A 15,556-nucleotide genomic window follows, 5' to 3' on the forward strand; every position below is an offset into this window, starting at 1 on the left:
GGCGCCCGTAGCTCAGTTGGATAGAGTACCTGGCTACGAACCAGGCGGTCGGGAGTTCGAATCTCTCCGGGCGCACCATACACCGTCAGCACAACAAGTTTATGTAATTGGCGCCCGTAGCTCAGTTGGATAGAGTACCTGGCTACGAACCAGGCGGTCGGGAGTTCGAATCTCTCCGGGCGCACCATTACACCGAAACAGCAGGCCTCGGCCTGCTGTTTTTTTATGTGTGTTTTTCGGCAGGGCTGCGCCCTGCACCCGCCGAAGCAAGGGCTGGAGCAACAGCCACAGCACACATTCCGTGGGGTGGCGCGGCGGTGTCGGAGTGCGGGGACGCCGTGAACCCGTCCATGGGGGCTTGGCCGCGGCATCCATGCCGCGGACACCCCGCACTCCGACACCGCCCCACCTCTGACAGATTTCCGCGATCTGATGGATCCACGCCATGCGTGGATGAATCTTCATCGAGTTCGAATATTTCGACAATTGATGGAAGAGCATCCACGCATGGCGTGGATCTACCGTGTCGACCAAGGTCGACACCTACCAACAGCACCGGGACTCTGTCGAAGGCGGGGTGGGTCCGGTTGCGGGAGTGTCCGCGGCATGGATGCCGCGGCCAAGCCCCCAAGGGTGAGGGTGCTTTGCTTGCGAAGCACTGCTTCGCAAGCGCCCGAACGCACAGCCGCCAGCGGCTGGGCCGGACCGCGGAGCGGGGTTTACGGCGTCTCCCGCAACCAGACCCACCCCGCCTCCCCACAGGAAACCAGCTTCTGCTGTTGCTGTTGCTGTTGCTGTTGCTGTTGCTCCAGCTCGTAGCGGGTGCAGGGCGCAGCCCTGCCGTACCCCTAACCCCGTGCCATTGACTGCCACCACTGCGACAGCAGCTCCGGCCTGCGCAGGCGCTCGCGCCACCAGCGCAGTGCTGCACCATCTTCACCGGTACGCCAGGCCAGCCAGAACGTCTCTTCCGGCTTGTGCTCCTCCACTTCGCGGATCACCAGCTGGCCGCGCGCTACTGCCGCGCGCGCACACGGCTCGGGCAGGAATCCGAAGCCCACACCCTCGCATTGCAGCTTCAGCTTGCTGGCCATGTCCGGCACCGTCAGCATTTCCTGCCCCATCAACAGGCCGACCGTGCGTGGCAACAGCCGCCGCGCCGAATCGGAGACGGCGATCGCGCAATGCTCGACCAGCTGCTCGCGACCGAGCACGCCCGGCACCGCCGCCAAGGGATGATCGGGCGCGACCGCGAACACGAACTCCACCGTGCCCAGCGGCTCGACCACGTAACCACCGCCACTGGGGCCCTCGCCCGGCGCACCGACCAGCAGGTCGGCACGGCGGTCCAGCAGGGCTTCCCAGGTGCCGGACAGGGCCTCGCCAATCAGCCGCAGCCGTGTCGGCGCCTCGGCCTCACGGAATGCGGCGATATCCGGCCCCAACAGCCAGGTCGGAAACACCGAGTCGACCGCCAGGGTCAGCTCGGTCTCCCAGCCCGAGGCCACCCGCCGCACCCGCAGCTCCAGCTCACGCGCGGCGCGCAGCAGGTGCCTGCCCTCTTCCAGCAGCGCGCGGCCGGCCTCGGTCGGTTCGGCGCGCGGTCCGACCCGGTCGAACAGCTGCACGCCCAGGTCCTCCTCCAGCTTGGCCACGGTGTAGGAGATGGTCGAGGGCACTTTGTGCAGGGCCTTGCCGGCGCCGGCGAAGGAGCCGCGGCGGTCGATGGCATCCAGGATCTGCAGGGCATCGAGGCTGAGCTTGAGCATTCGAATTTTTCGATGATGGCTGTCAAAACTATCCGTTTTTCAAAGCCGGGGCGCAAGCGGATACTTCTCTCCAACGGGAAAACACAGCGGCCAGAGGCCCATCCCGCCCCATCGAAACCATCGAACAAGGAGATTCCATCATGCTGCAGATCCGCAAGAGCGCTACCCGTGGCCTGGCCGAGCATGGCTGGCTGTCCTCGCGCCATACCTTCTCCTTCGCCAACTACTACGACCCCCGTTACGTCAGCTTCGGCCCGCTGCGGGTGATCAACGAAGACAAGGTGATCGGCGGCCAGGGCTTCGGCACCCACAGCCACAGCAACATGGAGATCGTTTCCTATGTACTGGGCGGCGCGCTGGAGCACAAGGACTCGATGGGCACCGGTTCGGTGCTGCGCTACGGCGACGTGCAGCGCATGAGTGCCGGCAGCGGTGTCAGCCACAGCGAGTTCAACCATTCGGCCGATGAGCCGGTGCACTTCCTGCAGATCTGGATCTTCCCGGACGCGGAGAACATCACCCCGTCGTACGAGGAGACCCACTTCGCGCCGGAGACCAAGCGCGGCCAGCTGCGCCTGATTGCCTCGCCTGACGGTGCCGACGGCTCGCTGCGTATCCACCAGGATGCCCGCATCTTCGCCACCATCCTCGATGGCGGCCAGAAGCTGCACCACGCGCTTGGCAACGGCCGTGGCGCCTATGTGCAGGTGGCGCGGGGCCAGCTGCAGGTCAACGGCATCACCCTGGAAGCCGGCGATGCGCTGCAGGTCAGCGACGAAGCACAGCTGACCCTGGAAAACGGCAACGACGCAGAAGTGCTGGTGTTCGACCTGCCGCTGTAACGACAACGCCCGCGATGCTCCAGTGCATCGCCGGCGCATTTCTGTAGCGCCGGGCCCACGCTCGGCTGCTGTTTGCCTGGATCAGGCCATGCACGGCCAGCCGAGAGCGGGCTCGGCGCTACAGCACCACCGGCGTCAGAACTTGTACGTCATCGCCAGGCGTACGTTGCGCGGCTCACCCCAGGTATAGGTGCTGTACCAGCTGAAGATCGTGTAGTACCGCTTGTCCAGCAGGTTGTTGACGTTGAGCGTGGCCGACAGGCGATCACTGAATTCATAACGCGCCATCGCATCCAGCAACCAATACGGTTGGGTGCGATGAACCACCTTGGCCTGCGTGGCCGGGTTGGTGATCTCACCGAAAGTGGAATCCTGCCAGCGCGCACCACCACCCAGCGTCAGCCCCTTCCAGTCGCCGCGCAGGCGGTAGCTGGTGTGCAGGCTGAACTGATTCTCCGGCTCCAGCGTCGACACCTTGGTCCCGGCCTGGCGTGCGATCTTGTGGGCGAAACCACCCTGCACCTGCCAGCCCTCGGCCAGCTGGCCGGACAGCTCCAGCTCATAGCCCTTGGTGCGCACGCCCATCAGCGCGCGGTAGGCGATGTCGCCGGTCGGCGTCTTGCCACCGGAAGGCTGGGCGAAGTTGTCCTGGTCGAGCTGGAACAGCGCCGCACTGGCGTTGAAGCGGCCATCGAAGAATTCCGCCTTCAGGCCCATCTCGTAGCTGCGTCCTTCCAGCGGATCCAGCGCCTTGCCCTGTTCGTCGCGCTCGCCCTGCGGCTTGAAAATGGTGCTGTAGCTGGCATACACCGAATAGTGTTCGCCCAGGTCATAGACCACACCGGCATACGGTACGAACACGCCGGTCTCGCGCGTCTGCGGCGAGCGGTAGCTGGCCAGGCGGCTGCCGACGATCACCTTCAACGGATCGGCAACATCGAAGCGGCCGACCACATAGACGCCGTTCTCGCGGGTCACTTCATTGTTGTCGTAGCCCCGCTGCCATTGCGGCTCGGGAATGTCCCCCTGCCACGCGCGATAGTCCGGTACCGCTGTCGGGTAGCCGGGCTGCGGTGAGTAACCGGTGTTGGTCCAGCGCTTGCGCGACGCGCTGCCGCCGACCACCAGTTCATGCTCGCGCCCAAGCAGGCCGAAGCGCCCGCTGACGTAGAAGTCGGCGGCGTTGCTGACGGTCTTGCCGACATACTTGCCCAGCCACAGCGACACGCCTTCGCCGGTAACCGGATCGGGATTGCCACCGGCCGCTCCGGCCAGGGCCGCGTCATAGCCATTGACCTGATGGTTGAGCTGCAGCTTGGCAACCCAGTCATTGTTGAACGTGTGCTCCAACGTGGCGAAGCCGGTGCGCACGTACTGGCGCCAGCCGCTCCAATGGGTGCCATTGTTGAACGAACGCGGCATGTCGTTGAAGTTGCCCTGGCTGTCCAGCAGCGGGATGCCGCCCCAGGTCGAGCCCTTCGGATCGCTCTCCAGTACGTCCCCGCCGACAGTCAGCAGGGTGCGCTCGCCCACGTCGGCCTCAAGCACTGCGTAGCCCACCTTGCTGGTGCGCTGGTAGAAATCGAGATTGGAATGCTTGTCCTGCCAGGCACCAACGGCACGGCCACGCACGCGACCATCGGCGGTCAGCGGGCCGCCCACATCGATCTCGGCGCGGTAGTCGTCCCAGCGACCGACACCCAGCGTGGCACTACCTGCGAAGTCCTTGCCCGGCTTCTTGCGTACCAGGTTGATGGTCGCGCCTGGATCGCCCATGCCGGTCAGCAGGCCGGTGGCGCCCTTGAGCACTTCAATGCGGTCGTAGATGGCGGTGTCGCTGAGCGTGTTACCGGCCGAGTAGGCCGAGTCGCGCGACATCGGGATGCCGTCGTACTGGAAGTTCTGCACGGCGAATCCGCGTGCGTAGTACTCGGTGCGCTCGCTGTCGTAGGTCACGATGCTGATGCCCGGGGTCACCCGCATCACGTCATCGATGCCGTCCAGGCCGAAGTCGTCCATCTGCGCGCGGGTGATCACGCTGATGGTCTGCGGGGTCTGCCGCGGGGTCAGCACCAGCCGGGTGGCGGTGGCGATGGTGCCCGGCGTGTAGGCGCCGCTGCCTTCGGTGATGGTGCCGAGCTGGTTGGCGGTGACCTGTACGGTCTGCAGGGTCTGCGAGGCGGGCGCCGGCTTGGCCTTGTCCTCGTCCTGGGAGGACTGGGCGGCCGCGGTGCCGCCGCTCAGTGCAAGCAGCAGCAGGCCCTGGGCCAGCGCATGCGACAGCGGCAGGCGACGTGGAAACGGGAACGGGAAACGGACAGGCACAGACGACACGACGGGACCTCCACGATCGGGTGGGATCCTCTGGCGGCGGCTGGAGGCGGGATGGGAATGGGGCCGGATGGCCGCAGGCGCAGGAGTTTACTCCCCTGCGCCCCGGCTGTCGTGCGGTATGCCGTCGCGCGCGTCGCGATGGCGCCGGATCAGCCGCCTACGGCGGCACAGGCCTCAAGAATCAACGCGGTCACCTCGGCCGGCTTCGAGGCCAGCGAGGCATGGCTGGCATCCAGTTCCAGCAAGCGCTTGGGCTGCATCCGACCAGCCATGACCTTCTGGTTCTCCGGCGCGATCATCCGGTCATGGCGGGACAGCTGGTACCAGCTCGGCTTGTGCTTCCACGCCGGGTCGCTGACCGCATCGCCGAAAGTGCTGGCCAGCGGCGCCTTCTGGGTCACCGCCATCACCCGGCCTTCGTCGTCACTCAGGTCCTGGCAGAAGCTTTCATGGAACTTGTCGGCACGCAGCCACAGGTAGCCATCGCTGTCCGGCGCCAGATTCGGTGCCGCATCCGGCAGATGCTGCTGGGTGATGCCACCGGGACTCTCGCCGGCATCCGGGGCGAACGCCGCGATGTAGACCAGGCCCTTCACGTTGGCCTCGTTGCCGGCCTGGCTGATCACCGCACCACCATAGGAGTGGCCGACCAGCAGCACCGGCCCGTCGATCTGCCGGATCATTTTCTGGGTGCGGCCGGCATCATCGGCCAGCGAGGTGAGCGGCAGTTCCACCGCCTGCACGCGGTCATGGCCGTTGCGATGCAGCTCCAGGATCACTTTGGCCCAGTGTGCGGCCCCGCCCCAGAAACCATGGACGAGGAGGATGGTCGGTGTCGTGCTCATGTACGGATCTCCGGCAGCGGCCGGCGGAATGCCGACCGTGTCGCCACTGTCCGCGTGGGGCGTTAATCACTGGTGACGCATTCGGGTCACTGCAATCGTATGCGTCGCTTGATCTCACGCATGGCACTTGCCCATCCGACCTGAAAACGTTTTCATGGATACTCCTTGGAGCTTCGCACCGCGCATGACGCCCTCATCTCCACGTGCCCAGCAGCACGCCACCCGTGCCGCCTTCTTCATTCCCGGATTCGCCACCGCTGCCTGGGCGCCGATGGTGCCCTATGCCAAAGCCAAGGCCGGGTTGTCCGATGCCAGCCTCGGCGCGGTACTGCTGTGCCTCGGCCTGGGCTCGTTGCTGGCGATGCCGTTGGCCGGTGCCTTGACCGGCCGCCTCGGCTGCCGCCGGCTGCTGGTGGTGACCTGCGCGATGGTGCTGTTGGCATTGCCACTGCTGGCGCTTGCGCCCTCGCCTTTCGCGCTGGGCGCTGCTCTGTTCGTATTCGGTGCCGGCGTGGGCGCGATGGACTGCACGGTGAACATGCAGGCGGTGGCGGTCGAGCGCGACGCCGGGCGCGCAATGATGTCCGGCTTCCACGCCTTCTACAGCATCGGTGGTTTTGTCGGTGCTGGCTGCATGACCGGCCTGCTGATCCTGGGTACGCCGTTGTGGCTGGCCGCGCTGGTCTCGGTAGCGGCGCTGCTGGTGGTGGCGGCGCTGTCGGCCCCGCACTGGCGCCCACAACGGATCCTGCACGAAGGGCCGCTGCTGGCACTGCCGCACGGCGTGGTGCTGTTCATCGGCGTGCTGGCCTTCGTGGTGTTCCTCGGCGAAGGTTCGATGCTGGACTGGAGTGCGGTGTTCCTGGCCGAAGTACGGCAGGTGCCACGCGACCAGGCTGGTGCCGGCTTCGCGCTGTTCACCCTGGCAATGACCGCGATGCGCCTGTTCGGCGACGGTATCGTCGAGCGCCTGGGCCGGACCCGCACGATGGTCTTCGGCGGCATCACCGCTGCTGCGGGTTTCACCCTGGCCACGCTGGTGCCGTCATTCCCGGTGGCGCTGGCCGGCTACGTACTGGTCGGGCTGGGCTGCGCCAACATCGTGCCAGCGCTGTTTTCCATGGCGGGCCAGCAGCGGGTGATGCCGGAGAGCATCGCCATCACTGCGGTTACCACGCTGGGGTACGCCGGCATCCTCGCCGGCCCGGCAGCGATCGGTGCACTGGCACACGCCACCAGCCTCGGCTTCGCCTTCCTCTGCGTGGCCGCGCTGCTGCTGGGCGTAGCCGCGTCGGCGCGCTCACTGGCACGACGCCTGCCCTGACAGAAAAGGGGACGGAGGGGATTAAGTCGTTTCTAGCCTAGGTGTGCGGGAAACGACCTAATCCCCTCCGCCCCCATTTTTTCAGCTGCGCGCCGGAGCCTTCACCGGCGTATCGGTGTCGTGCACCAGCCATTCGGCCTGGGCGGGCAGCTGCGGTGCCGGGCAGGTGCTTTCCGGATGGTGCTCGTCGCGTGCCATCCAGTCGTCGACCACACCGGCCAGCAGATCCAGCCTCAGCGGCAGGGTGATGTGATCTTCGCCGCGCATCTCGATGTAGTGCGCGCGCGGATTGGCCTGCGCCAGTTCGCGGCCCTGGCTGACCGGGATGTGCTGGTCGCCCTGCCCGTGCAGAAGCAGTACGCAGGCGTGGGTATCGGCCAACGCGCGCGCCACGTCCACACGGTCGAGATCGACGTCGATGCGGCGGCTTGCCGCGGCGACCACCTGGTCGATGTCCTGGCCACCGTAACGCCAGCGCGCGTAGGAGGCTACCGCCTGCGCCTTCAACCCTTCCGGCTGCAACCCCATCAGATGCGGGATCATCGTACGGATGGCCACCCCGGCATTGGCGAATGACTCCATCGCTACCACCCCGGCAACCTGATCGCCCAGCTTGTCGGCGGTGAACACTGCGGTGGCCGCACCGTATGACACACCGAACAGGTACAACGGGCCGGTCACTTCGCCGCGTGCACGCAACTCACCGATCACATCGACCACGTCATCGGATTCATAGGTGCCATAGCCGGACGGACCGGCACCGGACTGGCCGTGGTTGCGCAGGTCGAGGGTGACCACGCGGTAGCCGGACTCGGCCAACTGCAGCGACCACGGCAACATCGAATCACCGTTCATCATCCAACCGTGCAGCAGCACCACGGTGCCGCGCGGTGCCTGCGCGTGGAAGGGCTGCGGCACGGCCAGGCTCAAGCCGGTATCCAGCGGCAGGCCGTTCTCGTGGCGCTGCGGCAGGTAGTGGTAGCGGGCACCGTAGTTACCCGGATCGAACACGCGCCAGAAGATCGGCACGCCATCGCGCCCCGCTGCGAAACCATGGCGATTGGGCAACTCGGCAATGGCGGCGGCAATGCGCGGGCGATCGAGCAGGGTCGACACGCCACCCGGCGCGATCAGCCGATCAGCGAGCGAGGTGGAGGAGGCATTGATGGAGGAGGAGCATGCAGCCAGCCACAGGCCGGCGCACGCCAGCAACAACAGCAGCAGGCGCTTCATATCACGTCGTAGGGGTGAATCAGACAAGTGGTGACGTTAACGCCCCACCCGACCGGCCATCTACCGCGCGTGGATGACGGCTTGATGACAACGCGGGAACGATTCAGCTTGGTGTACAAGCTGTATCTGTTCAGTCATTGATCCGGATCAATGAACGCGCGTGCGCGATTGCCCACAGTGCCGCCATGCGCACCTCGTTCAAGCTCGCCATTGCCCTGGCCGCCACCGTGGCCGCCGCCTACGGCATCGCCCGCACCACGCCCTACTGGTTCGCACCGCGACAGGAGGCGAAGGTCAACGTCCACGACCTGGCGCTGATCGCGCAGGGGCAATACCTGTCGCGCGCGGCCGACTGCGCTGCCTGCCATACCGCGCCGGGCGGCAAGCCGTTCGCCGGTGGACTGGGCATGCAGACGCCGATGGGCACGATCTATTCGACCAACATCACGCCCGATCCGGACACCGGCATTGGCGCCTACGACTACGCCGACTTCGAGCGCGCGGTCCGTCGCGGCATCCGTCACGATGGGCAGCCGTTGTATCCGGCAATGCCGTACGCCTCATACGTGATCGCCAGCGATGCCGAGATCAAGGCGCTGTACGCCTACTTCATGGGCTCGGTGCAGCCGGTGAAGCAGGACAACGCCGACAGCACGATTCCGTGGCCAGCCAACATGCGCTGGCCACTGGCCTGGTGGCAGCTGCTGTTCGCACGCCCGCGCAGCTTCAGCCCGGATCCAGCGCTGGATGCCGGCGAGCAGCGTGGTGCAGAACTGGTGGAAGGCCTGGCTCACTGCGGCGCCTGCCACACGCCACGCGGGCTGGCCTTCCAGGAAAAGGCGATGGCCGACGATGGCAGTCGCCAGTTCCTGTCCGGTTCGGTACTGGAAGGCTGGTACGCGAAGAACCTGCGCAATGAATCGACCGGCCTGGCCAGCTGGAGCGAGGGCGAGATCGTCGACTTCCTGCGCACCGGCCGCACCGATCGTTCGGCGGCCTTCGGTGGCATGGCCGATGTGGTCGAGCACAGCACGCAGTACCTCTCCGACGCCGACCTGCTGGCCATGGCACGCTACCTGAAACAACTGCCGGCACGCGAGGGCCGCAGCGCACAGTGGTCACCGGGTACCGACACCACCACCGCCGCACTGCGCAGTGGCGACTATCGCGTGGCCGGCTCGCTGGCCTATGCAGAGCACTGCCAGGCCTGCCATCGCGCCGACGGCCGCGGCATGCCACGGGTCTACCCAGCACTGGCTGGCAACTCGATCGTGTTCGCCGATGATCCCAGTTCGCTGGTGCAGGTGACCCTGATCGGTGGCCGCACGCCGCATACCCCGCACGACCGCATGGCGTTCACCATGCCCGGTTTCGAGCGGCTGCCGAATGCACAACTGGCACAGATCCTGACCTTCATCCGCAGCAGCTGGGGCAACCAGGCCAGCGCGGTCAGCGAGGTCGACGTGGCGAGGATGCGCCGGGTGGTGCGTGACAAGCCGGTGCATTACGTTCCGCAGGAGGCTGCACGATGAAGCGTTCGCGCAAACGTTCCCGCCTGCTGCCCGGCAGTGCGATCGCCGTTGTGCTGCTGGCCGGTGCCGGCACCCTCGCCTACCGCCATCTGTACCCGGACCTGGATGCCGCCGTGGCCAGCACGATCGATATTCTCGACGCGCAGGGCACGGTGGTCGGCCAGTACCACGCCCCCAGCGCCGAGGAAATTGCCGGGCTGGGCAATGCCGGGTCGGTGATGCTCGGCCGCCGCCTCCTCAACGAGACCGCGCGGTTGCTGCCGGACAACGTCGGCAACGATCTGAACTGCAATTCGTGCCACATGGCCGAGGGCAAGCGGCCGTTCGGCAACCACTACTTCAATACGGGTGGTGGTGCCTACCCGCGCTACATGCCACGGCCAGGCAAGGTGATCGGGCTGACCGAGCGAATCAATGGCTGCCTGCAGCGCTCGATGAACGGCAAACCGCTGGCCAAGGACGCGCCGGAAATGCGTGCCATGCTGGAATACATGACCTGGTTGAGCCGTCCCGTTCCCGAAGGTGCGCGCGTGGCGGCACCCAGCGAAGGGCCGATCGACAGCTCACTGACACCTGATCCGATCCGCGGCCAGGCGCTGTACGCCGCGCAATGCGCCGCCTGCCACGGTGACAACGGCGAAGGCCGACGCGATGCCAGCGGTGATATCGCCTTCCCGCCGCTGTGGGGTGACCGCAGTTTCAACATCGGCGCGGGCATGGCGCGGCTGTACAAGGCCGCCGGCTTCGTCAAGCACAACATGCCGCCGGCAGTGACCCGCGAGCCCCCGCTGGGGCAGCAGGTGATGCCCGACCAGGATGCGGTGGACGTCGCCAGCTACTTCATCAACCAGCCGCGTCCGGACTTCGCCAACAAGGCCAAGGACTGGCCGCGTGACCCGAAACCGAAGGACGCGCGCTACTGAGGCAGGCGGCCTCGGGTACCGGCCGTCACACAACACGGTTCCTGCATCTTCGCGTCATGCCGATGTCATTGGCGCTGCCGACACTCCGGGGCTTCCCTCCCCTCAAGGTCCGGTCTCGATGCGAACCATTGCGCGCTTTCCCCGTGTCTCCCTGCTTGCCCTGCTGATCGCCCCCGCACTGGATGCCCTGGCCGAAGCACCGCAGGGCGACGCGGCCGAACCGCGCAGCAGCGATGCCCGTACCCTGGACCAGGTGCAGGTGATAGGCCAGGCCACCAGCTACGCCAAGACCTCGGTACGTGCGGAAACGTTGAACCGGCAGACCGTGATGAGCAGCGTCAACGACGCACTCAATGAAGTACCCGGGGTGGTGGTCAGTGAAGCCGACGCCACCGGTTCGTCGGTGTGGGGCACGCAGATCAGCATGCGCGGTTTCGTCACCAACCGCGATACGCAGCAGATCGGCACCACCATCGATGGCCTGCCCAATGGCGGCTCGGGCTACGGCGGCGGCTCGCTGGCCAACCGCTACATCGACACCCTCGATCTGGAAACGGTGGAAGTCAGCCAGGGCACCGCTGACATCTCCTCGCGCTCGAACGAAGCCCTCGGGGGCACCCTGAACTTCCTCACCAGCGATCCGCTGCAGGACAGCCGCCTGCGCTTCGTGGTCGGCGCCGGTGACAACGAGGCACGCAAGTACTACGTGCGCTACGACACCGGCCTGCTCGGCGGCCACACCCGCGCCTGGGTCAGCGCTTCCTCCGCGCGCGTGCACGACTGGATCGACGGCAGCGGCAAGACCAGCAACGACCACATCGCCGGCAAGCTCATCACCGAGCTGGATCGCTGGACGCTGACCGGCTACCTGTCCTACAACGATGCCGACGAGCCGGAGTACACCAGCGTCTCGCCGAAGGGCTTCGCCACCAACCCGGATCGCGACAACCTGGTCGGTACCCTCACCGGCATTCCGTACCTGGACCAGAACTTCCGTTCCGGCTCGCGTGCGCTGCGCGAGAACACCTTCGGCTACCTGCGCGCGGCCTTCGACGGCGGCAACGGTTTCAAGGCCTCGGTGGCCGCTTATGGGCACCGAATGGAAGGCCGCGGTGACTGGCTGCCGCCCTACCTGGCACAGGTCAGCGATGACGGTGCTGGCCGCCCGGAATCGGAGTATCTCGGTGGCAGGACCGTGTACGGCGGCAGCAACCGCGGCCAGATCTTCTTCGTCAATCCCGATGGCAGCGCCGCACAGCGCCTGGCCAGCTGCACCCCACGGCTGGACTTCACTGCCGAGTACGACCCGAACTGCTACGCCGGCAACGTGTTGGGCGCGCAGTCGTACCGCCACACCCACTACGACAACAACCGCAAGGGCGTGACCGCCGACGTCGAGTGGCGGCAGACTTTCGGTGCCGTCGACAACACGATCCGTGGCGGGCTGTGGGTGGAGAAGCTGGACCGCTCGGCACGCCGCGACTGGCATCGCCTGCTCAACGTCGGCCAGGACATCGCCTTCGACCACCAGCCGTACTGGGTGCAGTTCGAGGACAAGTACAAGGTTGATGAGCAGATGTACTACGTCGAGGATATCGCGCGCTTCGGCCCGTTCAGCGCGCGCCTGGGCGTGAAGCAGTTCTTCGTCGACCAGTCGCGCCGCCGCGTGATCGGTGCCAATGAGCACGTGAAATCCGATTCCAAGTCCGATCCGCTGCTGTCCACCGGCTTCACCTGGGCGCCAGGCGTGGAAGGCATGGAGCTGTTCGCCGGTTTCTCGCAGAACTTCGCCGCCATTCCCTCCGGCGTGCTCGGCGAGACCGACCCGCAGCGCTTCCGCAACGTGGAGCCGGAAACCGCCGACAACATCGAAGTCGGCATGCGCATCAACCGTTGGCCGCTGACCGCCTCGGTCACCCTGTACAACATCAAGTTCGACAACCGCATCGTCTACCTGCCGGCCGGCTTCGTCAGCGGCATCGACTACCTGGGCGAGACCGACGGCGTCTACGAGAACTTCGGCGGCGTGGAGAGCAACGGCCTGGAGGCCGCGTTCGGCTATGGCTGGGACAACGGCTGGCGACTCAACGCCGCCTATACCTACAACCGCTCCAAGTACCTGGGCAGTGGCGACGCCGCACGTGATACCCAGCTCGGCATCGTCGACGGTGCCAAGGTGATCGGCCAGCCCGAACAGACCCTGGTGCTGTCGGCCGACTGGCAGGGTGAAAGCTGGAACTTCGGCCTGTCCGGCCGCTACCTGGGCACGCGTTACCTTGATGCAGCCAACGTCAACAAGCTGCCCTCGGCCACCGTGTTCAACGCCAACATCGGCTTCGACCTGCAGGGCCTGTCGCCGCGCCTGAAGGGCATGGGCGCCAACCTGGTGGTGAGCAACCTCACCGACAAGCGGTATCTTGCAGGGGTGGATGGCCGCGACAACGCCTTCATCGGCGCACCGCGTACCGTCGGCATCTCCTTCCGTGTGGACCTGTGAGTGAACCCGTGACCGATATCGGCCGACGCCGGTTGTTGCAGGCCGGCGCTGCCGCCGGCCTTTCCCCCCTGCTGCCCAGCATCGCCCGGGCTGCAGCGATCGCACCCGCCGCGCAGACGCGCAGCCTGGAAGACCTGCAGCACATCGTGGTGTTCATGCAGGAGAACCGCTCGTTCGACCACTACTTCGGCACGCTGCCGGGGGTACGTGGCTTCGGCGACCGCTTCGTGGCCCCGGCCGCCGCGCTGCAGGCCGGTGGCCGCGCGCGCAGCCTGTGGCTGCAACCCGATGCCAGCGGCACGCGCGCGATCGCACCGTTCCCGCTGGATACCGCTGCGCACTTCGGCTACATGCGGGTGGAAGGCACGCCACACACCTGGCCTGATGCACAGCGTGCCTGGGACCATGGACGCATGGGGCAATGGCCGAAAGCCAAGCAGAACCATTCGATGGGCTATTTCCAGCGCAGCGACCTGCCCTTCCAGTTCGCCCTGGCCGACGCGTTCACTATCTGCGACGCCTACCACTGTGCGATGCAGGCCGGAACCAACCCGAACCGGGTGTTCCTATGGACCGGCCACAACGATGCGACCGCGCGCGCCGGTGGCCCGGTGATCGCCAACTCGCACGACAACTTCCCGGAACATGGCGGGCATCCGGCGTCGTACCGATGGACCAGCTATGTAGAACGCCTGCAGAAGGCCGGGGTGTCCTGGCAGATCTACCAGGACATGGCCGACAACTTCACCGACAACCCGCTGGCCGGCTTCGAGTCCTTCCGCCAGGCCTACCGCGCTGCGCCGGGGCATGACCCGCAGCTGCGCGCGCGTGGGGTCAGCACGCGTGGGCTGGCACAGCTGCGCCAGGACGTGGTCGACGGGCGCCTGCCGCAGGTCAGCTTCATCATCGCCGACGCGGCCGGCAGCGAGCATCCCGGCCCTTCCAGCCCGGCCCAGGGCGCGGCGTACACCGCGCGCGTGCTGGATGCACTGACCGCCGATCCAGAAGTGTGGAGCCGCACCGCCCTGTTGCTGATGTTCGACGAGAACGACGGTTTCTTCGACCACATGCCGCCACCGGCACCGCCTTCGCCGGAAAACGGTGGCTGGGCGGGTGCGTCTTCGGTCAGCACCGAGGGCGAGTACCACCGCCATCCGGCACCGGGGGATGAGAAGTACGACGCCGCCGAGCTGCGCGGACGCCCCTACGGACTGGGCCCGCGCGTGCCGCTCTACGTGATCTCGCCCTGGAGCCGGGGTGGCTGGGTCGATTCGCAGGTGTACGACCACACCTCGGTCATACGCCTGATCGAACGCCGATTCGGCGTGGCCGCACCGGACATCTCGCCGTGGCGCCGCGCGGTCTGCGGTGACCTCAGCAATGCCTTCGACTTCGCCCAGCGTGATACCCGCCCGTTCGTACGCGGCCTGCCCGACGTCAGCGCGGTTGCCGCACGCGCTGCCGCCCTGCCGGGACGCACCGTGCCGGCGTTGCCGGAGGGACTGAAGCCGGCGAAACAGGAAAGCGGCGTACGCCCGGCGCGTGCCCTGCCCTATCAGCCGCAGGCATCGATTACTGCGATCGACGCATCGGGCGTGGATCTGACGCTGTCCTGCGAAGGCGCAGCGGCGGTGCTGCATGTGTACGATCGGCTGCGGCTGGGTGCGGTGCCACGCCGCTATACGCTGGTACCGGGCACGCCGCTGCGCGAGCGCTGGGCGCTGGACGCCCAGGGACGCTATGACCTGTGGCTGCTCGGCCCGAATGGCTTCCACCGTCACTTCCAGGGCGCTGCCAAAGGGCCCGTCGTGCAGGCGTCGGTCGAGCGCGCCGAAGGCCAGCTGCGGCTGCATCTGCGCAATCTCAGCGATGCCGTACAGCAGCTGCGCGTGCATGCCGGCGCCTATGCCGGGCACATGCCGGAACAGACGCTGGCGCTGCCGGCGCATGCAGAGACCGCATTGGCGTGGGATGCAACGCCTACCGCGGGCTGGTATGACCTGCAGGTCGGCGCGGGTGAGAGCGTGCTGCGTCTGGCCGGTCGCGCAGAAGATGGTCGCCCCGGCACCAGCGACCCGGCGATGGGCAGCGAGCCATTGCGGTTCGAGCACGATTGAAGGAACTCTGTAGAGCCGAGCCCATGCTCGGCTGCTTTTCCGGTCAGTTATCGAAGAGCAGCCGAGCATGGGCTCGGCTCTTATCTCTTGCGACTCTGGCACCTTAGGTGCCGAGAGCCCGGCGCGGGCGACCGTTCGGC

General features: G+C 66.6%; 10 protein-coding genes and 2 tRNA genes. 8 read left to right on the forward strand and 4 right to left on the reverse strand.

All coding sequences use genetic code 11. From position 1 onward, the window contains the following. Window position 1 precedes the first annotated feature (1 nt). Together AC13GA_RS20405 and AC13GA_RS20410 are read left to right on the forward strand one after the other, a co-directional pair. A tRNA-Arg gene (locus AC13GA_RS20405) sits at window positions 2-78 on the forward strand. A gap of 32 nt (window positions 79-110) precedes the next feature. Further along, window positions 111-187, forward strand: a tRNA-Arg gene (locus AC13GA_RS20410). A 661-nt stretch (window positions 188-848) separates the two neighbouring features. Here AC13GA_RS20410 and AC13GA_RS20415 read toward each other — a convergent pair. Beyond that, window positions 849-1,769, reverse strand: coding sequence for a LysR family transcriptional regulator (locus AC13GA_RS20415; protein WP_065723159.1), 921 nt, complete (start codon window positions 1,767-1,769; stop codon window positions 849-851). A gap of 140 nt (window positions 1,770-1,909) precedes the next feature. Here AC13GA_RS20415 and AC13GA_RS20420 point away from each other — a divergent pair, with 140 nt between their 5' ends. Continuing rightward, entirely contained in the window at window positions 1,910-2,611 is a 702-nt protein-coding gene (locus AC13GA_RS20420) for a pirin family protein (protein WP_046985863.1), read from the forward strand. Between the two features lie 135 nt (window positions 2,612-2,746). Here AC13GA_RS20420 and AC13GA_RS20425 read toward each other — a convergent pair whose 3' ends face one another. Then, window positions 2,747-4,945, reverse strand: a complete 2,199-nt coding sequence (locus AC13GA_RS20425) for a TonB-dependent siderophore receptor (RefSeq protein ID WP_480983036.1) — start codon at window positions 4,943-4,945, stop codon at window positions 2,747-2,749. Between the two features lie 149 nt (window positions 4,946-5,094). Further along, on the reverse strand, window positions 5,095-5,790 hold the full coding sequence (locus AC13GA_RS20430) for an alpha/beta hydrolase (RefSeq protein ID WP_046985861.1): 696 nt from the start codon (window positions 5,788-5,790) through the stop codon (window positions 5,095-5,097). 184 nt (window positions 5,791-5,974) lie between these two features. On the opposite strand from AC13GA_RS20430, the gene AC13GA_RS20435 reads away from it, so the two are divergent. After that, complete coding sequence (locus AC13GA_RS20435; protein ID WP_430766441.1) at window positions 5,975-7,114, forward strand: MFS transporter; 1,140 nt, start codon at window positions 5,975-5,977, stop codon at window positions 7,112-7,114. A gap of 81 nt (window positions 7,115-7,195) precedes the next feature. Here AC13GA_RS20435 and AC13GA_RS20440 read toward each other — a convergent pair whose 3' ends face one another. Then, entirely contained in the window at window positions 7,196-8,347 is a 1,152-nt protein-coding gene (locus AC13GA_RS20440; RefSeq protein ID WP_046985859.1) for an alpha/beta fold hydrolase, read from the reverse strand. Between the two features lie 185 nt (window positions 8,348-8,532). On the opposite strand from AC13GA_RS20440, the gene AC13GA_RS20445 reads away from it, so the two are divergent. From AC13GA_RS20445 to AC13GA_RS20460, 4 genes are all read left to right on the forward strand, one after another. Beyond that, complete coding sequence (locus AC13GA_RS20445; protein ID WP_482998842.1) at window positions 8,533-9,879, forward strand: c-type cytochrome; 1,347 nt, start codon at window positions 8,533-8,535, stop codon at window positions 9,877-9,879. After that, window positions 9,876-10,802 carry a c-type cytochrome gene (locus AC13GA_RS20450; RefSeq protein ID WP_136638838.1) on the forward strand — a complete coding sequence of 309 codons (927 nt, stop codon included), beginning with the start codon at window positions 9,876-9,878 and terminating at the stop codon, window positions 10,800-10,802. The genes AC13GA_RS20445 and AC13GA_RS20450 overlap by 4 nt, the downstream gene beginning before the upstream one ends. A gap of 118 nt (window positions 10,803-10,920) precedes the next feature. Beyond that, a complete protein-coding gene (locus tag AC13GA_RS20455; protein ID WP_482998843.1) occupies window positions 10,921-13,299 on the forward strand; it encodes a TonB-dependent receptor domain-containing protein in 2,379 nt (792 codons plus the stop codon). A gap of 8 nt (window positions 13,300-13,307) precedes the next feature. Continuing rightward, window positions 13,308-15,416, forward strand: coding sequence for a phosphocholine-specific phospholipase C (locus AC13GA_RS20460; protein WP_482998844.1), 2,109 nt, complete (start codon window positions 13,308-13,310; stop codon window positions 15,414-15,416). Window positions 15,417-15,556: the final 140 nt, after the last annotated feature.

This window comes from Stenotrophomonas sp. 22DLJC03 (genome assembly GCF_056861405.1).

Coding starts and splice junctions, on each gene's coding strand:
- AC13GA_RS20440 (WP_046985859.1), bottom strand. CDS start 8,347: ATGAAGCGCCTGCTGCTGTTGTTGCTGGCGTGCGCCGGCCTGTGGCTG.
- AC13GA_RS20415 (WP_065723159.1), bottom strand. CDS start 1,769: ATGCTCAAGCTCAGCCTCGATGCCCTGCAGATCCTGGATGCCATCGAC.
- AC13GA_RS20445 (WP_482998842.1), top strand. CDS start 8,533: ATGCGCACCTCGTTCAAGCTCGCCATTGCCCTGGCCGCCACCGTGGCC.
- AC13GA_RS20450 (WP_136638838.1), top strand. CDS start 9,876: ATGAAGCGTTCGCGCAAACGTTCCCGCCTGCTGCCCGGCAGTGCGATC.
- AC13GA_RS20430 (WP_046985861.1), bottom strand. CDS start 5,790: ATGAGCACGACACCGACCATCCTCCTCGTCCATGGTTTCTGGGGCGGG.
- AC13GA_RS20435 (WP_430766441.1), top strand. CDS start 5,975: ATGACGCCCTCATCTCCACGTGCCCAGCAGCACGCCACCCGTGCCGCC.
- AC13GA_RS20420 (WP_046985863.1), top strand. CDS start 1,910: ATGCTGCAGATCCGCAAGAGCGCTACCCGTGGCCTGGCCGAGCATGGC.
- AC13GA_RS20455 (WP_482998843.1), top strand. CDS start 10,921: ATGCGAACCATTGCGCGCTTTCCCCGTGTCTCCCTGCTTGCCCTGCTG.